This window comes from Rubrivirga aquatilis, from assembly GCF_046845665.1.
In the GTDB taxonomy this organism is placed as follows: Bacteria; Bacteroidota; Rhodothermia; order Rhodothermales; family Rubricoccaceae; genus Rubrivirga.
Genome location: NZ_CP177355.1, coordinates 321497 through 341903, shown reverse-complemented (window position 1 = coordinate 341903; position 20407 = coordinate 321497). Strand labels below are relative to the sequence as shown.

The 20407-nt window shown below is 73.1% G+C and carries 21 protein-coding genes; 13 read left to right on the top strand and 8 right to left on the bottom strand.

What is annotated here, in order from left to right:
- Positions 1–56 precede the first annotated feature (56 nt).
- The 8 genes from ACLII4_RS01510 (at position 57) to ACLII4_RS01475 (ending at position 6630) form a co-directional block, all read left to right on the top strand.
- Complete coding sequence (locus tag ACLII4_RS01510; RefSeq protein ID WP_412069127.1) at positions 57–971, top strand: hydroxypyruvate isomerase family protein; 915 nt, start codon at positions 57–59, stop codon at positions 969–971.
- A complete protein-coding gene (locus ACLII4_RS01505; RefSeq protein WP_412069126.1) occupies positions 968–1225 on the top strand; it encodes a hypothetical protein in 258 nt (85 codons plus the stop codon). Before ACLII4_RS01510 ends, ACLII4_RS01505 begins: the two co-directional genes overlap by 4 nt.
- A 12-nt stretch (positions 1226–1237) precedes the next feature.
- Positions 1238–2407: a Gfo/Idh/MocA family protein gene (locus ACLII4_RS01500; protein ID WP_412069125.1), complete on the top strand. Its 1170-nt coding sequence runs from the start codon at positions 1238–1240 to the stop codon at positions 2405–2407.
- A gap of 86 nt (positions 2408–2493) precedes the next feature.
- Positions 2494–3123: an HAD family hydrolase gene (locus tag ACLII4_RS01495; RefSeq protein WP_412069123.1), complete on the top strand. Its 630-nt coding sequence runs from the start codon at positions 2494–2496 to the stop codon at positions 3121–3123.
- A gap of 80 nt (positions 3124–3203) precedes the next feature.
- Entirely contained in the window at positions 3204–4217 is a 1014-nt protein-coding gene (locus ACLII4_RS01490; RefSeq protein ID WP_412069122.1) for a sugar phosphate isomerase/epimerase family protein, read from the top strand.
- A 151-nt stretch (positions 4218–4368) separates the two neighbouring features.
- Entirely contained in the window at positions 4369–4740 is a 372-nt protein-coding gene (locus ACLII4_RS01485) for a VOC family protein (protein WP_412069120.1), read from the top strand.
- 145 nt (positions 4741–4885) lie between these two features.
- The gene (locus ACLII4_RS01480; protein WP_412069118.1) at positions 4886–5641 is read left to right on the top strand and encodes a lycopene cyclase domain-containing protein; all 756 of its coding nucleotides are present in this window, start codon (positions 4886–4888) and stop codon (positions 5639–5641) included.
- Complete coding sequence (locus ACLII4_RS01475) at positions 5638–6630, top strand: Brp/Blh family beta-carotene 15,15'-dioxygenase (protein WP_412069117.1); 993 nt, start codon at positions 5638–5640, stop codon at positions 6628–6630. The genes ACLII4_RS01480 and ACLII4_RS01475 overlap by 4 nt, the downstream gene beginning before the upstream one ends.
- Before the next feature lie 61 nt (positions 6631–6691).
- Here ACLII4_RS01475 and ACLII4_RS01470 read toward each other — a convergent pair whose 3' ends face one another.
- From ACLII4_RS01470 to ACLII4_RS01460, 3 genes are read right to left on the bottom strand one after another with little or no spacing between them, the layout of a single operon-like run.
- Positions 6692–7135 (bottom strand): DUF421 domain-containing protein, encoded by a 444-nt coding sequence (locus ACLII4_RS01470; RefSeq protein ID WP_412069116.1) that lies wholly within the window; start codon positions 7133–7135, stop codon positions 6692–6694.
- 3 nt (positions 7136–7138) lie between these two features.
- Positions 7139–7627 carry a hypothetical protein gene (locus ACLII4_RS01465; RefSeq protein ID WP_412069115.1) on the bottom strand — a complete coding sequence of 163 codons (489 nt, stop codon included), beginning with the start codon at positions 7625–7627 and terminating at the stop codon, positions 7139–7141.
- Entirely contained in the window at positions 7628–8350 is a 723-nt protein-coding gene (locus ACLII4_RS01460) for a bacteriorhodopsin (RefSeq protein ID WP_412069114.1), read from the bottom strand.
- 182 nt (positions 8351–8532) lie between these two features.
- Here ACLII4_RS01460 and ACLII4_RS01455 point away from each other — a divergent pair, with 182 nt between their 5' ends.
- Positions 8533–8853, top strand: coding sequence for a high-potential iron-sulfur protein (locus tag ACLII4_RS01455; protein WP_412069113.1), 321 nt, complete (start codon positions 8533–8535; stop codon positions 8851–8853).
- Positions 8854–8898: 45 nt separating this feature from the next.
- Here the strand turns inward: ACLII4_RS01455 and ACLII4_RS01450 are convergent, their stop codons facing one another.
- Together ACLII4_RS01450 and ACLII4_RS01445 are read right to left on the bottom strand one after the other, a co-directional pair.
- Complete coding sequence (locus ACLII4_RS01450; protein WP_412069112.1) at positions 8899–9891, bottom strand: SMP-30/gluconolactonase/LRE family protein; 993 nt, start codon at positions 9889–9891, stop codon at positions 8899–8901.
- A gap of 64 nt (positions 9892–9955) precedes the next feature.
- Positions 9956–10438 carry a nuclear transport factor 2 family protein gene (locus ACLII4_RS01445; RefSeq protein WP_412069111.1) on the bottom strand — a complete coding sequence of 161 codons (483 nt, stop codon included), beginning with the start codon at positions 10436–10438 and terminating at the stop codon, positions 9956–9958.
- Positions 10439–10604: 166 nt separating this feature from the next.
- Between ACLII4_RS01445 and ACLII4_RS01440 the strand changes: the two genes are divergently transcribed.
- From ACLII4_RS01440 to ACLII4_RS01425, 4 genes are all read left to right on the top strand, one after another.
- Positions 10605–12245, top strand: coding sequence for a sodium:solute symporter (locus ACLII4_RS01440; RefSeq protein WP_412069110.1), 1641 nt, complete (start codon positions 10605–10607; stop codon positions 12243–12245).
- Between the two features lie 78 nt (positions 12246–12323).
- Positions 12324–13088, top strand: coding sequence for a lycopene cyclase domain-containing protein (locus ACLII4_RS01435; protein ID WP_412069109.1), 765 nt, complete (start codon positions 12324–12326; stop codon positions 13086–13088).
- Positions 13085–15193, top strand: a complete 2109-nt coding sequence (locus ACLII4_RS01430; protein ID WP_412069108.1) for a PfkB family carbohydrate kinase — start codon at positions 13085–13087, stop codon at positions 15191–15193. The genes ACLII4_RS01435 and ACLII4_RS01430 overlap by 4 nt, the downstream gene beginning before the upstream one ends.
- 199 nt (positions 15194–15392) lie before the next feature.
- Positions 15393–16835: an L-serine ammonia-lyase gene (locus ACLII4_RS01425; RefSeq protein WP_412069107.1), complete on the top strand. Its 1443-nt coding sequence runs from the start codon at positions 15393–15395 to the stop codon at positions 16833–16835.
- 335 nt (positions 16836–17170) lie between these two features.
- Here ACLII4_RS01425 and ACLII4_RS01420 read toward each other — a convergent pair whose 3' ends face one another.
- From ACLII4_RS01420 to ACLII4_RS01410, 3 genes are all read right to left on the bottom strand, one after another.
- Positions 17171–17473, bottom strand: coding sequence for a hypothetical protein (locus tag ACLII4_RS01420; protein ID WP_412069105.1), 303 nt, complete (start codon positions 17471–17473; stop codon positions 17171–17173).
- Positions 17474–17537: 64 nt separating this feature from the next.
- Positions 17538–19640, bottom strand: coding sequence for a protein kinase domain-containing protein (locus tag ACLII4_RS01415; RefSeq protein ID WP_412069104.1), 2103 nt, complete (start codon positions 19638–19640; stop codon positions 17538–17540).
- Positions 19630–20268: an ECF-type sigma factor gene (locus tag ACLII4_RS01410; protein ID WP_412069103.1), complete on the bottom strand. Its 639-nt coding sequence runs from the start codon at positions 20266–20268 to the stop codon at positions 19630–19632. Before ACLII4_RS01410 ends, ACLII4_RS01415 begins: the two co-directional genes overlap by 11 nt.
- Positions 20269–20407 lie beyond the last annotated feature (139 nt).

Genomic DNA, 20407 nt, shown 5'->3' with positions numbered 1-20407 from the left:
GAGCCCTGCCGGCCGTGGCCACTCGGACCTCAGACCCCACCCCTCGGACCCGTCCCATGAACCGTCGAGACTTCGTCCGCGCCGCCGGCGCTGCGCTGCCGCTCGCGGGGTGCGCACCCGCCGCGCTCGCGCCCGCCGAGGCGCAGACGCCAGCCGGTCCGGTGCTGGAGACGGCCGGGCCGGTGATGGCGGGCCCGCTCCGCGCGCCGTCGTTCCGGCACTCCGTCTGCCGGTGGCCGTTTTCGGGGTGGCCGCTCGACACGTTGTGCGGCGTCGCCGCCGACCTCGGCATCGCCTCCGTCGAACTCGTGCAGCCGGCCGACGCGCCCGTCCTCGCGCGGCACGGCCTGACGTGCGCCATGACCGCTCACCCCGACGCCGCCGTCGACGCCCTCCGAAAAGGCTGGAATCGGGCCGCGCACCACGAGTGGCTGGTGCCCGCGTACCGCCGCCAGCTCGCGGCGACCGCCGACGCCGGGTGGCCCAACTTGATCGTCTTCTCCGGCAACCGCGACGGGCTCGACGACGCAACAGGCCTGGAGACGATGGCCCGGGGCATCGAGCAGATCCTGCCCGACGCCGAGCGCCTGGGCGTGACGCTGTGCATCGAGCTGTTCAACTCGAAGGTCGACCACCCCGATTACCAGGCCGACTCGACCGCGTGGGGGCTGGCGCTCGTCGAGCGGCTGGGCTCGCCGCGCTTCAAGATCCTCTATGACATCTACCACATGCAGATCATGGAGGGCGACGTGATCCGCACCGTCACGGACCACCTCGACGCCATCGCGCACGTCCACACGGCCGGCGTGCCCGGGCGCCACGAGATCGACGAGTCCCAAGAGCTGTTCTACCCCGCCATCATGCGCGCGCTCGACGCGGCCGGCTTCGACGGGTTCGTGGCCCAGGAGTTCATCCCCACCGGCGACCCCCGCGCCGCCCTCGCCGACGCCATCGCGCGCTGCACCGTATGACCGATACCCCACGCCCCAACCCGATGCAGGGCGGCAGCTACGCCGTGCTGGCGCTGTTCTTCCTGGTCGTCGGCGTGCGCGACATGACGGCCACGCCGCCGAACGCGCTCGCGGCCGGGTGGGAGCTGGCGTTCGCCGCCGCGAACGCGCTCTTTTTCTGGACCTTCCGCGGCGCCCCGCCGTGGGTCAAGCCCGCCGCCGTCGGCCTCTTCGTGCTCGGCCTCGCGGGCGCCATCTCCAGCTTTCTCCTCTAGCCCTTTCGACCTGTGTCTCTGAATCGACCCCTTCGCGCCGGCATGGTCGGCGGCGGCCCCGGCGCCTTTATCGGCGACGTCCACCGCCGCGCGATGCGCATGGACGGGCTCGCGACCCTCGTCGCGGGCGTCTTCTCGTCCGACCCCGACAAGTCGCGAGCGCACGCGGCCACGCTCGGTGTCGAGCGCGCCTACGGCTCCTTTGACGAGATGGCCGAGACGGAAAGTCAGCGCGAGGACGGCATCGACGTGGTGTCGATCGTGACGCCCAATTGGCTCCACGCGCCCGCTGCGCTGGCGTTTATCGAGCGCGGCATCTCGGTCGTCTGCGACAAGCCGATGACGACGACGCTGGAGGACGCCGAGGCGCTCGCGCGAGCCGTCCAGTCCAACGGCGTCACGTTCGCGCTGACGCACAACTACACGGGCTACCCGATGATCAAGGAGGCGCGTGCGATGATCGCCGACGGCGCCATCGGCGAGGTCCGCAAGGTGGTCGCCGAGTACAGCCAGGGCTGGCTCTCGGAGCCCATCGAGCAGGACGGCATGAAGCAGGCCGTCTGGCGGACCGATCCCAAGAAGGCCGGCGCCGGCGCGCTCGGCGACATCGGCAGCCACGCCGAGAACCTCGCGACGTATGTGACGGGTCTGCACCTCGACCGGATGTGCGCCGACGTCCGCACGTTCGTCCCGGGCCGCGCCATTGACGACGACGCGAACGTGCTGCTCCGGTTCGAGGGCGGCGCGGGCGGGGTGCTCCACTGCTCGCAGATCGCGGCCGGCATCGAGAACGACCTGCGCCTGCGGGTCTCGGGCACGGAGGGCACGCTGACGTGGCTTCAGGAGGACCCCAACGAACTGCACCACCACCCGCGCGACGGCACGGCCCGCGTCATCCGCCGGGGGCACGACCACCTCTCGCCCGCCGCGCAGCACGCCAGCCGCCTGCCGCCGGGCCACCCGGAGGCGTTCAACGAGGCGTTCGCCAACGTCTACTCGAACGCGCTCCGGACCATCGCCGCCCGGCTCGCGGGCGAGACGCCCGACCCGCTCGACCTCGACTTCCCGACCGTCGAGGACGGCGCGCGGGGCGTCCACTTTATCCTGACGGCGCTCGAGAGCGGGCGCCAGCAGGCGTGGGTCGACGCCAGCTACACGCCGCCAGCAGGGCAAGGGGCCTGAGGGAAGGGGCAAGTGGCGGTACCCCGCCTGCGACGCCCCCGGCCCCTCGATACGCAGTCTTCCCCTTGCCTCCTCCCGCTTGCCTCATGCCCACAACCGTCGTCTTCGACCTCGGCGCGGTCCTCATCGACTGGGACCCGCGCTACGCGTACCGCCAGATGGGCGGGACCGAGGCCGAGATCGAGCACTTCCTGGCCCACGTCGCCACCTCGGAGTGGAACCGACAGTTCGACGCCGGGCGCCCCTTCGCCGACGGCATCGCCGAGCGCAAGCGGCGCTTCCCCGAGCACGCCGACTGGCTCGACGCGTGGTGGAGCAAGTGGCCCGACATGCTGGGCGGACCCATCGACGGCACCGTCGAGATCCTTCGCGAACTGAAGACGGCCGGCGTGCCGCTACTGGCGCTCACCAACTGGTCGGCCGAGACCTTCCCCATCGCCCGCCAGCGGTTCGATTTTCTGGGATGGTTCGAGGGGATCGTCGTCTCGGGCGAGGTGGGCCTGGCGAAGCCCGACGTCCTCCTCTTCGAGCACTTGGTGGACCGCTTCGAGCTCGACCCCCGGCGACGCCGTGTTCATCGACGACTCGCTCCTGAACGTCGAGGCGGCCGACGCGCTCGGCTTCCACACCGTCCACTTTTCCGGCCCCTCCGCCTTGCGCCGCGCCCTCGGCGCCCTCGGCCTGCCTGTTTCCGCGACGTAGGGCGTCGTGCGTAGAGCGTGGGGAGTTCGCCCTACGCACAACGCCCCACGAACGACATCCACCCATCCCTCCTCACCCGGTCCCCCGCACGCCCATGGCCCGCCCCGTCACCCTCTTTACCGGCCAGTGGGCCGACATGCCCATCGCCGAGCTCGCGCCGAAGGCGGCGTCGTGGGGCTACGACGGCCTCGAACTCGCGACGTGGGGCGACCACCTCGACATCCACCGAGTCCTGGACGAGGACGGCTACGCGGAGTCGCACCGACAGCTGCTGGCGGACAACGAGCTGAGCCTGTACGCCATCTCGTGCCACCTCGTCGGGCAGGCCGTGGCCGACAAGATGATCGACGGGCGCCACAAGGCCATCGTGCCGGCCCACGTCTGGGGCGACGGCGAGCCCGAGGGCGTCCGCCAGCGGGCGGCCGAGGAGGTGGTAAAGACCGCCCAGGCCGCGGCAAAGCTGGGCTTGGACGTCATCACGGGCTTCACCGGCTCGCCGATCTGGCACCTGTTCTACTCGTGGCCGCCGAACCTCCCCGAGGACATCGAGGCCGGATTCCAGGAGACCGCCGAGCGCTGGGTCCCCATCCTGGACCAGATGCAGGACCTCGGCGTCCGGTTCGCGCTCGAAGTGCACCCGTCCGAGATCGCCTTCGACGGGCCGAGCTGGGCGCGCGCGCTCGACGCCATGGGCGGCCACCCGATGTTCGGGATCAACTTCGACCCCAGCCACTTCGGCTACCAGAACGCCGACTACGTCCGCTTTATCCGCGACCACGGCGACCGCATCTTCCACGTCCACATGAAGGACGTCTGGTGGTCCGACGTCCGCACCGAGGCGGGCACGTTGGGCGGCCACACCGAGTTCGGCGACGCGCGGCGGAGCTGGGACTTCCGGAGCCTGGGGCGGGGCAAGATCCGCTTCGAGGAGATCATCCGGGCCCTCAACGACGTCGGCTACACCGGCCCGCTGTCGGTCGAGTGGGAGGACATGAAGATGGACCGCGAGCACGGCGCCGCCGAGGCGGCGGCGTTCGTCAAGCGGATCGACTTCCCGCCGTCCGACATCGTCTTCGACCAGCAGTTCTCGAAGGCGAGCGAGGGGTAGCTGGCTCCACCGACCTCCGGTTCGCTTCGCTCGCGGAACTGGGAAAGGGGAAGGGGACAGGGCAGAGCGTCTCGTCGTGGCGCGGGCGGCGGGCGACACGCATCTTGCCCGTCCCCCGTCCCCCGTCCCCCGTCCCCCGTCCCCCGTCCCCATGGAACGCGTCCTCGGCCTCGGCGGCCTCTTTCTGAAAGCCAGCGATCCCACGGCGCTCGCGGCGTGGTACCGCGACGTGCTCGGCGTGCCCATCGACGACGGGCAGACCTACGGCACGTTCACCGCCGCGGCCGGCGAGCAGACCGTGTGGTCGGCCTTCCCCCACGACTCCGACTACTTCGGGAGCCCGGCCCCGTTCATGGTCAACTACCGCGTGGCCGACCTCGACGCCATGTTGACCCAACTCCGCGCCGCGGGCGCCGACGTGGACGACCGCGTCGAGGACTACCCGTACGGCCGGTTCGGGTGGGCGACCGACCCCGAGGGCAACCGGTTTGAGCTGTGGCAACCCGCGGGCCCCGGCTTCTGAGACGGAGGACGGCGGGCCGGCGCTGTCGCTCGGGCCCGTCCCTCGCGCCCAGGGAGGAGCCCCCGCCTGTCGCCGGAGGTGGCCCCGTTGCGGCGACGCGCCGGGCGGGAAACAATGCGCCGCGCCGAGGTCTCAGGCCCCGCCCTTGGCCCCCCCCCCAGCCCTGACGTACCTCCAGTTCCACCTCGCGTTTACCGTCCCGCCGCTCTTCGCCCTCGCCCTCCTGCAGGGCCGGACGCGCGAGCCGTGGGGCCCGTTGGCCCTCCTCGTCGGGATCGCGTTCGCGTACACGACGCCCTGGGACAACTACCTCGTCGCCCGGGAGGTGTGGACCTACCCGCCCGGCCGGGTCCTCGCCACGGTCGGCTACGTGCCGGTCGAGGAGTACGCCTTCTTCGTCATCCAGACGGTGCTGACGGGCCTGTGGACGCGGCTCCTGCAGGCGCGGTGGCCGGCCCTCGAGGCGCCGCCCTCGGACGCGCGGGTGCGGGCGGCCGGCGTCGCCGGGTTTGGGGCCCTGGCGGTGCTCGGCGCGGTCTTGGTGGCGCTCGGGGGGCACGGGCTCTACCTCGGGCTCATCGTGGCGTGGGCCTTCCCGGTCCTCGCGCTCATGTGGGGAGTCGGCGGGCACCTGATCTGGGCGCGCCGCCGCCTCGTCGGCTGGGCCGTCGTCCCGACAACGCTCTACCTCTGGGGCGCCGACCGGGTCGCCATCGGGCTCGGGATCTGGGACATCACCGACGCCTCGCGGACGGGCGTGGAGCTCGCGGGCCTGCCCATCGAGGAGGCCCTGTTCTTCGCCGTCACGAACCTGTTGGTGGTCCAAGGGCTCGTGTTGTTGGAAGGCCCGGCGCTCTCCGAGATCGTCGGGCGCCTGGTCCGTCGGCGGGCGGCGGCATGACGGCGCCGTTTGCATGGCCGAGGGGCGGGCTCGCGTTGGCGTGGGGCGGCGTGGCGGTGTCGGTGGCCCTCGCCCCGCTTCTCGCCGGCGCGCCCGTGTGGGTGTTGGCCCTGCCGTGGGCCGCGAGCGCCGTCGTCCTGGGGCTCCCGCACGGCGCGGCCGACCCCGTCGTCCCGTTCGCGATGCGGGGGGAGGCGCTGCGTTTCGGCCGCGTCGCCGCGTTCTGCCTGGCCTACCTCGCGGCCGCGTGCGTGGCGCTCGCGGTCTGGGCCGCGCTCCCGACGGCCGCCGCCGTCGGGTTCCTGCTCCTCACGTGGGCGCACTGGGGGCAGGGCGACGTCTACGCGCTCCGTGCGTTGGGGTGGGACGTCCACCTCCGCAGCCCGGCGCAGCGGCTGCTGGCGGGCGCCGTGCGCGGTGCGCTGCCGATGGCCGTCCCCCTGGCCGCGTACCCCGCCACGTACGCCGAGGTCGTCGGGGCCATGGCGGCGGCGTTCCGTCCGGAGCGCGCCGAGGCAGCCCGGCAACTCGTCCTCGACCTGCCCTCGGGGGCGGTGTGGGCGGGGCTGGCGGTTCTGGGCGCGGTCTACGGGGGGTGGGGCCTCGCGCGCGCGCGCCGGCAGCCCGGCGCGGGGCGGGCGCTCGCCCTCGACCTCGGCGAGGTCGCCGGCCTGACGGCCTTCTTTGCCCTCGTGCCCCCGCTGTGGAGCGTGGGCGTGTACTTCTGCCTGTGGCACGCGCTCCGTCACCTCGCCCGCCTCGCCCCGCTCGTGGCCGGCGGATCGGCCCGCCGCCTCGCCGGCCTCGCGGCGCCGGCCACGATCGGCGCGCTGGGGCTGATCGGCGCGCTCGCCGCCCGCGTGCTCAGCCGCCCCGACCCCGTCGCCGGCGTGGGCGTCTACCTGGTGGGGATCGCGGCGCTCACCGTCCCGCACGTGCTGGTCGTGGTCTGGATGGACCTCCGGCAGCGCGTCTGGACCGCCCCCTGACCCCGGCCCGTCGCGGGCGGGCCTCGCCCCGAACGTGCCCGAACCGCCGGAGGCGACGAGCCTAGGCCGGGACGATCGTGATGGCGCCCGTCCGCTCGACGACGGCGTAGCGGACCTGGTCGAGCCGCTCCAGTCCGTGGTGCTCGCGGGCGGCCAGGAGCACGTCGTCGGCCCCCACGCCGACGTGCGCCGCCCGCGTCGCGAGGAGCCGGCCGTCGGCGACGACCACGAGCGGCGGCCCGCCGCCGAGCCACCGGTCCGCCCCGCCCACGCGCGCCTTGACCGCCGCCAGGCCGAGGTGGATCCCGAGCAGCGTCAGGATGAGGAGGACCGCGTTCGTGACGGAGTAGTCGTCGCCGAGGAGCGCGAGCTGCGTCGACTGCCCGATGATGATGATCAGGAGCAGGTCGAAGTTGGTCGTCTGCACGAGCGTCCGCCGCCCGAGCACGCTGAAGACGAGGACGAGGAAGGCGTAGACGGCGGCGCCTCGGAGGACGGCGTCCATGGATCAGGGGTAGATGACGTGGCGGACGGCGAGGCGCCGGCCGTCGTCGAGGAGGAGGGCCCCCCGGAGCACGCCGAACCGGAGCGGCCGGGCGTGGAGCGTCAGCGTCGCCGGCCCCGGCCCGGAGGCCACGACGAAGCGGACGCCGTCCGGCCGGGACTGCTCGGAGCGGGGGGCGGGGGAGGTGGCCTCCATCTGGAGGTCGGTCGCGAGGTCGCCGGTGACCGTGACGGCCGAGTCGCCCGGGGGGAGGGCGACGTCGAGCCGCAAGGGGGCGTCGAGCCGTGCGAACCGGTCGTAGCGGACGGTGAACCCGTCTGGCCCGGCCGCCTCGGCCCGCACAAGGGGGCCGCCGCCGCCGAACACGCCGAGCGCGGCCAGCCCCACGACCCCGGCGAGGACCGCCCGGGCCACCCGCCCCACGACGACGGCCCGGCGCTGGTGCGCCGGGTCGTCGCGGACGTCCAGCCCGGGCGCGTCGAGCGGCTCCACCTAGACCCGCACGCGGGCCTGCGACGGCACGGGCTCGAAGGCCGCGGCGTCGCCGTTCGTCTCGATCTGGCGGAGCGAGCTGGCGGCGAGGAACCCGAACCCGACCTTGGCGGCCACGTCGAGCACCATGAAGAGGAGTGCTTCGACGTCGGAGGGCACCACGGCCACGCCCTCGGGCGAGAGCATCCACACGACCGGGTAGGCCGTCCAGAGCACGAGGTGGACGAGGACGATCCGGTCGAAGACGGCCGCCGACGACGGCAGCGCGGCCCGAGCCTCACGCTTGTAGCGCCCGAGGAACGCGGCTGCGATGGCCACATAGGCGCCCGACGAGATCAGCCACCAGACGTTGGCGAGCGTGCCCTCGTCCAGGAGCGTGGCGACGAGTCCCGTCAGGATCATGAAGGCGTTGGCGCCGAGGAGCGCCGTCGTGAGCGGGAGCGAGGAGCGCCCGAGGTAGGTCAGGGCCAGGAGCAGCAGCGGCGTGGACGTGAACCACGTCACGTACCGGACCCAGACCGTCTGCCGACCGGCCTCGGCCTCCACGGCGCCGTAGCCCGTCGCCATGACGAGGTACAAGACCGCGGCGATGAGGCAGATGAAGAAGTAGAGCTGCCAGAGGATCTGCCAGCGGCGCGCCGTCGCGCGGTACGCCTGAGCGCCGAAGTAGACCGAGCCGACCGCCATCGCGGCGAGGCCAATCCAGTACCACGTTTGAGCCATGGGAAGAGGGGAGGTGTGAGGGCGAGGGTACCGGTCCGTCCGGCCGCCACGTCAACTTCGGCGTGCCTGTTCGGGTCCGAGTCGGGCGCGCGCGCGCCGGATGTCGGGAAATGCCTGTCGGCTCCATGGGCCGCCGTGCCGGCGCCCGCCGTAGACTCCGTTCACACGCCCTCCACCCCGTCATGTCCGACCCCGTCTCCCGCCGCCGTTTCCTCGTCTCCGCCGGTGCTGTCCTCGGCGTCGGCCCCCTGCTCGCGGCCTGCGGCGGCGACTCCGCCGTGACGGCCTCGTCGTGCGCCGGCTACGGCGACCTCGACGGGCAGGCGCTCCAGAACCGGGCCGCGCTCAACTACGTCGACAACTCGGCGACGCCGGGCCAGCTGTGCAGCAACTGCCGGCTCTACAACGCGCCCGAGGGCGAATCGCCGTGCGGCGGGTGCCAGCTCTTCGCTGGGCCGGTCGCCCCGGGCGGCTGGTGCTCCACGTGGCAGGCGGCGGCCTAGCGCGTTCCAGCGGGCGGCGCTCGGAGCGGCCGGTCTAGCGGCCGGTCAGTCGAGCGGGACGAACGCGAGCCCGTTGTGCGAGAGCATCGGGACGACGAGCCGGTCCGCGCCCGCGTCGTAGCACATCGAGGCGGCGCCGGGGATGCCCCGTGCGATGAGCTCGGCGGGCTCGCCCGGCCGCAAGCGCGAGACGCCGCCCTGCGCGACGCTCGACACGTACGTCGTCCCGTCGTCCAGGATCACGAGCCCGTCGCTGCCCGCTTGCGCCGCGTGCCGGGTCTCGAGCAGCTCGCCCGAGGCCGAGAAGGTGAGGACGGCGTCGTCCCCGTAGTTGGCGACGACGAGGTGGCCCCCATCGAGGGCGATCCCGTTCGGCAGGTTCAGCGGTGCGCCCTCGACGACGACCGAGACCGTCCCGTCCGGCGCGATGCGCCAGACCCGGAACGTCGCCGGGTCGGGGTCCGGCCCGAGGTCGCCCGTCTGCGTCGCGTAGACCGTCCCGTCCGGCGCGACGGCGACGTCGTTGATCCAGGGCGACTCCGGGATCGGGGTCTCGCCGAGGGGCGCCCCCGTCCGCGCGTCGAACCGGCGGACGACGGCCGTGCTCGGGTCGTCCGGGCCCGCGCCGCCATCGCGGTCGGCGATGTAGAGGACGCCGCCGGCGATCTCGCTCCCCAGCGGGTCGTTGAGCACGAGCGGCGGCGCGAGGCCGGCGCGCTGGTCCGGCCGCTGGACGCCGATCCACCGGGCCGTATGGACCGACCCGTCGGAGCGGACGAGCGAGACCCAGGCGTCATTCGCCAGGACGGCCTGCGAGGCGCCCCGGTTGACGACGACGATCATGCCGCGATCGGCGTCGTAGGCGCAGCTCTCGGCGTTGACGATCGCGCCGTAGACCGTGACGTTGGACGAGACCGGGTCGAAGGCGCCGTCGGCGCCCGCCACGCCGAGTGAGTCACCGACGGCGTAGGGCGCGAGCTCTTGCGCGAGCGCCGGGCCGGCGGACAAGAGGAGGGCAAGCGCGAGGAGACGAAGCATGGGGGCGGGGTTGGAGGTGCGGACCCCCTCGCGGGCAGGGCCGAGGGCGGGGGCAGGATTAGGCCTACTGCTCGAGTTCGTGGCCGTCCCGGATGCTGCTGAACGTCAGGGCCAGGAGCGTCCACGCCCCGCCCTCGCGCTGGTACACCTCCGTCACAGTAAAGGGGTTGGTGACCTCTTGCCCCCGCACCTCCGCCAGCAGGGTGATCCGGTTCCACACGACGGCCGTGGTGCCGAACGTCTCGACGACGGCGTCGTGGACGTCGGCCTGTTTGTAGTGGATGCTTCCGCTCTCGATAATCTCGAGCTCGCGCGCGGTCCCCCATGTCCCGCTCATGTGGACGAACCGGGCGTCGGGGTGGAAGAGGGCGCCGAGGGCGTCCACGTCCTTGTCGGCCATCCAGCGCCACTTCTGGCGCGACAGGTCGAGAAGGTCCTGCTCGACCGCGGCGCTCGGTCGGGGAGGAGCGACCTCGCGCTGTGGGGCACACGACCACAGCAGGGTCGCCAGCAAAAGAACGAGTCCGGTCGAGGTCAGGGGCGCCATGGGTCAGTGGAGTGGGGACCATTGACATGGTACCAGGCCCTCGCCGCTAGAGCTCGCGGACGGGTGACCGAGTCACGACGTCGAGCCGCTCGCCAGCCTGCAGGGGCGGTGTGTGGAACCGCTTACACCGCGCGTGTACCTTCACGGACCCTCCACGCGCTCGCCCATGCCTGACTTCGCACTCACGACGCTCGACATCACGGCCGTCGTCATCTACGCCATCGTGATCTTCGGGATCGGGCTCTGGTTCTCGCGCCAGACCGAGGACGGCGAGGACTACTTCCTGGCCGGCCGGAGCCTGAGCTGGGGACTCATCGGGATCAGCCTGCTCGCGTCGAACCTGTCGTCGTCGTCGATGATCGGGATGGCGGGCGAGGCGTACGGCGGGATCGGGCTGGCCGTCTTCAACTACGAGTGGATGGCGGCGATGGTGCTCGTCGTGTTTGTGCTGTTCTTCCTGCCGTTCTACATCAAGACGGGCATCTATACGATGCCGGAGTTTCTGGAGAAGCGGTTCGACGGCCGCAGCCGGGTCTACTTCTCGGCGATGAGCATCTTCCTGTCGGTCGTCGTCGACACGGCCGCGGCCCTCTTTGCGGGCGCGCTCGTCATCGAACTGGTCTACCCCGACTTCCCGATGTGGATGACGATGGCGATCCTGGCGCTCATCGCCGGGGCGTACACGATCGCGGGCGGGCTCAAGGCGGTCGTCTACACCGACGCCATCCAGGGCACGCTCCTCCTCATCGGCGCCGGCGCCGTGTCCGTCATGGCCTGGAACGCGATTGGCGGCTGGGACGCCGTGACGGCCGTGACGCCGGCCGAGAGCCTGTCGCTCGTCCAGTCGTTCGACCTCGACCCGGACCTCCCGTGGTACCAGGAAAACGGCATGACGTGGCTGAGCCTGATGACCGGCGTCTTCCTGCTGGGCTTCTATTTCTGGACCACCAACCAGTTCATGGTGCAGCGCGTGCTGGGCGCCAAGAACCTCGACCACGGGCGCTGGGGCGCGCTCTTCGGCGGCCTGCTCAAGTTGCCCATCCTGTTCCTGATGGTGATGCCGGGCACGTTCGCCCGCGTCCTCTACCCCAACCTCGAGCGCGCCGACCAAGTCTTCCCGACGTTGCTGTTCGACCTGCTGCCGGGCGGCTTCCGCGCGCTCGTGCTGACGGCCATGCTCGCCGCCATCATGTCGTCCGTCGACTCGACGCTCAACGCGGCCTCGACACTCGTGACGATGGACTTTATCAAGCGCAAGAAGCCGGACACGTCGCCCCGGGCGCTCGTCCGCTGGGGCCGGATCGTGACCTTCCTCTGCATGGTGTTCGCCATCGCCTGGAGCCCCGTCATCGTCGGGTTCGACACGCTGTGGAGCTACCTCCAGACGACGCTGGCGTACGTGGCGCCGCCGGCGCTGGCGCTGTTCATCGTGGGCGTGTTCTGGAAGCGCGCCAACGGGACGGGCGCCATCGCCGGGATGGCCGCCGGCCACCTCACGGCCGTCCTCTTTCTGATCGGCGGCCCGATCTGGACGTCCCAGACGGGGGCGCCGCTCGCGCAGATCTTCAACGTCAACTTCCTGTACCTCGCGCCGCTCCTGCTCGCGGTCGCGATGGTCGTGATGGTGGTCGTGAGCCTGCAGGGCGAGGCCCCGGCGGCCGACAAGACCGACGACACGACGTGGACGCTCGCCTTCTTCCGCGCCGAGAGCGCCGAGCTCGCCTCCGTCGCGTGGTGGAAGAACTACCGCATCCAGTCGGCGATTCTCGTGACGCTGACGGCGATCCTGGTGGGCTTCTTCTGGTAGCGACGCGGGCAGGCGGCCCCGCGGGGCGGGGGAACCGCGTCCGGGCCTCTCGGCTCTTGCCCTTTTCCTCGTGCCCCGGTGACCTACCTCCAGTTCCACCTCGTCTTTACGCTGCCCCTGCTGGCGGTGCTGGCGCTGTTCCAGCGGCGGACGCGCGAGCCGTGGTGGCCACTCGCCGCGCTTGTCGGCATCGCGTTCGTCTACACGACGCCGTGGGACAACTACCTCGTCGCGCGTGCGGTCTGGACGTACCCGCCGGACCGCGTCCTCGCGACGATCGGCTACGTGCCGGTCGAGGAGTACGCCTTCTTCGTCATCCAGACGATCATTACCGGCTTGTGGGTGCGGCTGCTCCAGGCGCGCGAGCCGGTCCACCAGCAGCCCCCGCCGACGCTGGGCGTCCGGGCGGCGGGCGCGAGCGTGTTCGGGCTGGCGACGGCCATCGGTGCGGCGTGCGTCGTGGCGGGCGGGCACTGGCTGTACCTCGGGCTGATCGTGGCGTGGGCCGCGCCGGTGCTGGCGGGGATGTGGTGGCTGGGCGGTCACCTGATCTGGGCGCGGCGGCGGCTCGTGGCGCTGGCGGTCGTCCCGATCACGCTCTACTTGTGGGTGGCCGACCGCATCGCCATCGGCCTCGGCATCTGGGACATCACCGACGCCACGCGGACGGGCTGGGAGCTGGCGGGCCTGCCCGTCGAGGAGGCCCTGTTCTTCCTGCTCACGAACCTGCTCGTGGCGCAGGGCCTGGTGATGCTCGAAAGGGTTCGGGGTTCAGAGGTTGAGGGTTCGCGAGATCCCACCCTTTTGCGAACCCCGAGTCCTGAACCCCGAACCACGCCGTGACCGCCCTCGACCTCCTGCGCGCCTCGCTCTCGGCCGACGGCTTTCTCGCCTCGCCGACCGAGCGGACCAACTACCGCCGCGTCTGGGCGCGCGACGGCGTCATCTGCGGGCTGGCGGGGCTGGCGTCGGGCGACGACGCGCTCGCGGGTGGCCTGCGGCGGACCGTCGAGACGCTGTTCGCGCACGCCGGGCCCCAGGGGCAGGTGCCCTCGAACGTCGCCGCCGACGGCGCCGTCAGCTACGGCGGGCTTGCGGGCCGCGTCGACGCCGGGCCGTGGGCGGTGCTCGGGGCCGCCGCGACGGCGCGCGCCCAGATCGACCCCGCGTTCGTGGCCCGGCTGGCGGGGCCGGTCACCGACGCCCTCGCCCTCCTCGACGCCTGGGAGTTCAACGCGCGTGGGCTCGTGTACGTCCCGCAGTCCGGCGACTGGGCCGACGAGTACGACCTGCACGGGTACCTCCTCTACGACCAGGTGCTCCGGCTCCTCGCGTTGCGCGCGGTCGTCCCGTTCGCACCCTCGCCCGACCGGCTGGCGGCGCGCGCCGACCGGCTCGCGGCGCTCATCGAGGCGACGTACTGGCCCGAGCCCGGCGGCGACGCCGAGGCGGCCTACCACCCCGCCGCGTACCGCGCGGCGTCCGAGACCCAGGCGCCGTTCCCGTTCGCCGCGCTCACGCCCGGCGGCTACGTCAAGCGCTTCGACGCGCTCGGCTCCGCGCTCGCCGTCCTGGCCGACCTCTGGCCCGACCGCCGCGACACCTTGCTGACGCACGGGCTGAAGCTGGCCGCATCGACCGCCCCGTCGCTCGTCCCCGCCTTCGCCCCGACCGTCCGCCCCGGCGACCCCGCATGGGCGACGCTGCGCGGGAACGTGAGAGACACGTTTTCGAACGCGCCCGGCCACTACCACAACGGCGGGTGCTGGCCGATGGTCAACGGCTGGTGGGTGGCCGCGCTCGCGCACGCCGGGCGGCCCGTCGACGCGGCCGACCTGCTGGCGCGCGTCCGCGCCGCGAATGCCGACACGTTCCCCGAGTATCTCGACGCCGAGCACGGGGAGCGGCTGGGCACGACGCCGCTCGCGTGGAGCGCGGCCGGCGAGGTCATCGGCGCGGCCGCCCTGCGCGGCCCGCTCCCGTGGCTGACGGACGCGTCGGTCCCCGAAGCCGCCCCGCCCGCGTCGCCGCTCGCGCCGTCCGTCGTCGTCGCCGGCGAGGTCTTGGTCGACTTTATCACGACCGAGCCCGTCTACGACCTGGGCGCCGCGGCGGCGTTCGAGCGGCACGCGGGCGGGAGCCCGGCGAACCTGGCCACCAACCTGGCCCGCCTGGGCGTCCCCGTCGCCCTCGTCGCCTCGGTCGGCGACGACAGCCTGGGCCGCTTTCTCGAGCGCGAGGTCCTGTCCGTCGGCGTCGACGCCCGCTTTGCGGCGCGCGCGGACCGCCCCACGAGCGTCGTGACCGTCGCCCGGTCGGCCGGCACGCCCGACTTCGCGGTCTACCGCATGGCCGACCGCGACTTGCGCCCGGACCAGCTCCCGGACCGCCTGCTCCGCCACGCGCGCCTCTTCCACACCTCCGGCTTCGCGCTCAGCCGCGAGCCCTCGCGCGGGACGCTCCTGGCCGCCGCCGCGCGCGCCGTCGAGCTGGGGCTGGCGCTGTCCATCGACGTCAATTTCGCGCCCAAGACGCCAGCCCGCCGGGCCGAGCAACAGGCGGCCGCGCGGCAGTTCCTGGCCCTCGCCCCGCTCGTCAAGTGCAGCCGCGACGACCTCGCGCGCCTGTGGGGCGACGATCCCGCCAGCGACACCGCCGCTGCCGACCGCCTGCGCGGGCTCGGCGCCTCCCTCGTCTGCCTGACGCGCGGCGCCGACGGCGCGCTCGTCGTCTGGGAGGGCGGCTCCGTCGAGGTCGCCGCCGAGCCCGTCGACGCCGTCGACGCGACGGGCGCGGGCGACGCCTTCTGGTCGGGCTTCCTGGCCGCGTGGCTGGCGGGATTCGCGCCGCCCGAGTGCGCGAGCGCCGGGGGCCGGATGGCCGCCCTCAAGCTGGCGCGCGTCGGGCCCCTCCCCGAGCGCGTGGACGCCGCGGCCGTGCTGGGCTGACCGACAGCCGCACCCCTGCCGTACGGGCGACCCGCCGGATCGCCCCTACCGAGCACCGCATGCCGAGGCTGGCCGGCGCCATTGCAGGAGCGGCCCCGCCAGCAAAGCCGAGGGGTGGCCGCCATTCCTCTGCTCGTTCCCCGTCCCCCTTTCCCATTTCCCCGCGAGCGGAGAGAGCCCGATCGCGCGACCTTGCGGCATGGAGACCCCCGCCCTCGACGCCGAAGCCCTCAGCGTCTTCGACATGCTCAAGATCGGCGTCGGCCCGTCGTCGTCGCACACGTTGGGCCCGTGGCGCGCCGTCCAGCGGTGGCTCGGCGAGCTGATCGACGCCGACCTGCTGGCGGAGGTCGAGACCGTCCGCGTCCACCTCTACGGCTCGCTCGCGCTGACCGGCCGCGGGCACTGCACCGATCAGGCCATCGCCCTCGCCCTCTTGGGCCACGACCCCGTCACGGTCGACGTGGAGCGCATCGCGGAGTACGTCGCCGAGCTGGCCCAGCGGCGGACCGTCACGCTCGCGGGCCGCACCGTGCCCTTCGACCCGGCCGCCGACATCGTGCTCCACCGCGACGAGCGGCTGCCGGGCCACGCCAACGGCATGGCGTGCGAGGCGACGGTCGGCGGCACGGTCCGGCGGTCCGTGTACTACTCCGTCGGCGGCGGCTTCGTGGTCGCCGAGGGCGAGGCGCGCGCGCAAGCGGCGGGCATCCGCCTCCCGCACCCCGCCCAGGTCCCCGCTGAGATGCTCGCGCACTGCGCGGGTGGCGACTGCCGGCTGGCGGACGTGGTCCGCCGCAACGAGCGGTCGTGGCGCACCGACGCCGAGATCGACGCCGAGCTGGGCGCCATCTGGGCCGTCATGCGAGAGGGGGTCTGGCGCGGCTGCCACACCGACGGCATCCTGCCCGGCGGGCTGGGCGTCGAGCGCCGCGCGGCCCCCATCAACCGGGCCTTGCTGGGCGACGCCGACCCGGGCGAGGGCGCCGACGCCTGGGTCGCCGCCATCCGCGCCCAGACGTATCGCTTCCCCCAGATCCTGCGCTGGGTCAGCGCCTTCGCGCTCGCGGTCAACGAGGAGAACGCCAACCTCGGGCGTGTCGTCACCGCCCCCACGAACGGCGCGGCGGGCGTCATCCCGGCCGTCCTCTTTTACCACGTCTGCTTCTCAGAGGAGCCCGTCACCGAGGCGGCCATTCTCGACTTCCTCCTCGTCGCGGGCGAGGTCGGGACCTTCTTCAAGAAAGGGGCCACCATCTCGGCCGCGATGGGCGGCTGCCAGGCCGAGGTCGGCGTCTCCAGCGCGATGGCCGCCGCCGCACTGTGCGAGGCCCAGGGCGGCACGCCTGCCCAGGCGTTCCAGGCCGCCGAGATCGCGATGGAGCACCACCTCGGCATGACGTGCGATCCCATCGGCGGGCTCGTCCAGATCCCCTGCATCGAGCGCAACACCATGGGCGCCGTCAAGGCCATCAACGCCGCCGAACTGGCGCTCGCCGGGGCGCCCGAGCGCGCGCGCGTCTCGCTCGACGCCGTCATCCGCACGCTGCGCCAGACGGCCGAGGACATGTCGGACCGCTACAAGGAAACGTCGCAGGGCGGGCTGGCGACGAACGTGTCGGTGCGGTTCACGGAGTGTTGAGAGGGGAGGACCGAGGAACGGGCAGAGGGGGACCGTGCCACCGGCCTTGGCCTCGACGCTGCAGCGGACGCAAGAACAGTCCCCCTCCTGGACAACGCGAAGCGTCGGCGCAGCCAAGAGGGGCTAGGGGTGGTGGGCCGAGCGCACGCCACCCTGCTGGCGAGACGCCCCCTGCGGTGTCCCCTCTCTCCCTGAGAGAGGGATAGGGTGAGCCACCCGCTTGTGCAAATCCACCCGCTTGTGCAAATCCACCCGCTTGCGCAAGCGGGTGGCTCACCCGTCTGCCAGCAGGCGGTCGATCTCGGTGTCCACGTCCGCCAGCACCGACGGCAGGCTCACCCGGCGGACTGTCCCGCGCGCCGCGCGTCGCCGACCAGGCGGAGCAGCAGCGCCCGCGCCAGCCCCTCCATCTCGGCCGACGACGGGCCCCGGTAGATCGCCTCCAGCCGCGCCTGGCCCCCCGCGCGGTCGCCCGACGCGAACCGGATCGCCGCCACCAAGGCCAGCGCATAGAGGCTCGGCTCGTCGCCCGGGAGGGCCACCCACCCCTCGACCGCCTCGACGCGTCGCGCCGCCGCCAGGGCCTCTGGGAGTTTCCCCGCGTCGGCCAGCAACGTGGCCAGGCTGCTCAGCACCATCAACGCTGACGGGGCCGTCGGGCCCAACTCGCGCTCGAACGTCGCCGGCCGTCGCCGGAGCGCGCTACCGCCCGACGGAGTCGCGCAGCGCCAGCAGGCTCGCCAGATTCCCCCGCGCGTAGTCCGTGAACGGGTGGTCCACCCCCAGCGCCGTCTCGCCGATGGCGATGGACCGCTGCTGGTCGGCGATGGCCCGGTCGAAGTCGTGGCGGTGCTGGTGGATGGCGACGCGCGAGTTGAGGGCGAACGCCACGTAGGGGTGGTTCGGGCCCCGGGTCTCCTCGCACAGCGCGATGCCCTCGTCTAGGATCGCCTCGGCCTCGTCGAACCGCCCCAGGTCGATCAGGATGAGGCCCAAGTTTCCCAGGTTGACGCCCAGGTCGATCCGGGCCTCCTCGCTGCCGTCGGCCCGGCGGCCCGCCACGACGTCCCCGACCACGCGCGCGGCCTCCTCCAATTGCCCGGTGTCGGAGAGCACGAGCCCGATGGTGTTCAAGATGGCCAGCCGCTCGCTCTCGTCGGGCGCCGCGTGGAGCGAGTCGAGCCGCAAGGCGTGGCGTGCGTAGTGGTCGGCGGGGTCGTAGGCCTCCTTGCGGTACTCGAGGTTGGCGAGTTCGAGCAGCGCGTCGCGGTGGCCGAGCGGGTCGCCGCCGGTCGAAGCGTAGAGGGCGACGGCGTCGCGTAGGGCCGGCTCGGAGGCGTCGTAGAGCCCGACGGCGCGGTACACGCGGCCGATCGTGCCGAGCATCTGCGCCAGCACGAGCGGCTCTTCGGCGAGGTCGGCGCGGGCTTGCGCGGCGCCGGCATCGAGGAGCTGGCGGGCCGAGAGCGAGTCCGGGTGGCCAGCGCCGGTCGGGTCGGAGCCGGCGAAGATGCCTTCGAGAAAGTCGGCCGTGCGCTCGGCGCGCGTGGCGGCCTGCTCGGCGCGGTCGCGCTCGGCCGCGAGGCGCGCCGTGTAGAAGGCCGTTCCGGTGATGGCCGCCAGCAGCACCAGGGCCGTCGCCGCGACGCCGAGCCGGTGGCGGCCCACGAAGCGCCGCGCCCGGTACCGCACCGTCGGCGCCCGCGCCACGACCGGGTCGCCGCGCTTCAAGCGGCGGAGGTCCGTCGCGAGGTCGTCGGCGGAACCGTAGCGCTGGGCGGGGTCCTTGGCGAGCGCCTTCAGCACGATCGTGTCGAGGTCGCCGCGCAAGGCCCGGCGCCGTCCCTCGCTGGCGACGGCCGAGGGCGGCGGCGGCTCCGTGTCGCGGACGGTCGCCACGATGCCGCTCAGCGTCGAGCGCTCGATGGCGTACGGCCGCGTCCCCGCCAGCAGCTCGTAGAGCACGACGCCGAGCGCGTACACGTCCGTCGCCGTCGTGATGACGCCGCCGGTGACCTGCTCGGGCGCGGCGTACTCGGGCGTCAGCATCGGGAGCGCCGTCTCCGGCCCGCCGCTCGGCTCGGCCGCCTCGTCGATCAGCCGCGCGATCCCGAAGTCGAGCAACTTCACCCCGCCCTCGGCCGTCACGAACACGTTCGACGGTTTGAGGTCGCGGTGGACGACCAGGTGCCGGTGCGCGTAGCCGACGGCGTCGCAGACCTGCAAGAACCTCTCGATGCGCGCGTCCACCGACAGGTCGTGGGCGTCGGCGTACGCCGTGAGCGGCTCGCCCTCGACGTACTCCATGACGAGGTACGGCGTCCCCTCGGTGCCGACGCCGCCGTCCAGGAGCCGCGCGATGCCGGGGTGGTCGAGCCGGGCCAGGATCTGGCGCTCGCGCACGAACAGGCGGACGCGGTCGCTGGCGACCAGCCCCAGCCGCTTCAGCGCCGCGAGCTGGTCGTAGGCGCCGTCGGCACGCTCCACCAAGTCGACGCGGCCCATCCCGCCTCGGCCCAGCTCGCGGACGACCCGCCACGGCCCGATCCGCTCGCCCGCGACGGCCGCGTCGGCCACGAGCGCGGCGGCGTCGGCGGCGTCGAGCGGCCCGAGCCCCCCGGTGTCCGCAGCCGCGTCGGCCGCCAGCAGGCTCTCCACCTCGGCGCGGAGCGCGTCGTCCGGGCGCCCGTCGACGTCGCGGCACAGGCGGTCGAGCGCGGCGGGCCGCTCGGCAGGGGGGCGGTCCACGACGGCGTCGAAGACGTCCCCGACGCGGGTCCAGCCGGCAGCGGGGTCAGGCGGCATCGGCGGAGGGGGCGTCCGAGTCGTCGCCCAGGGAGCGGTGGAGCCAGGCGCGGGCTCGGCGCCAGTCGCGCTTGGCCGTGGCCACGCTGACGCCGAGCGCGGCGGCCGTCTCCTCGAACGAGAGCCCACCGAAGTAGCGGCACTCGACCACCTGCGCCGCCCTCGCATCCAGCGCCGCCAGCCCGTCGAGCGCGTGGTCGACGTCGAGCAGGCGAGAGGTCAGCCGGTCGAGGTCGGCGTTGGCGTCGGGGATCGCGCCGGCTGTCGTGAGGCCGACCGGGCTGGCGGCGCCGCCCCGCTTGGCCGCGTGCCGCCGCCGGGCGTGGTCGACGAGCACGTTGCGCATGGCCCGGGCCGCCGACGCGAACACGTAGGCGCGGTCCGGCACCAACGCCTGCCCGGCCATCCGGAGGTAGGCCTCGTGGACGAGCGCCGTCGTCTGGAACCCGTCTACGTCGTAGCGCCGCCGCTGGGCCCGCGCGATGTCGCGGAGCTCGTCGTAGACGATCGGCATCAGCCGCTCCACCAGGGCCTCCGGCGACTCGTCTCCCGAGGCGACTTGGGAGAGCAGGGCCGTCACTTCGCCGACGCGATCCTCATGACGAGGCGGGGCATCCGGGAAACGCATGGCGACGGTGGTGGGAGCCCAAAAGTAGACCGGAGGAGCTGCCCCGGCCACTCGTCCCCTAAACGTCTAACGGCTTGACCCCAGACGACATCGCGCCCGCCCGAGGCGTGCCGGGCACGGCGCCCCGACACGGCACCGC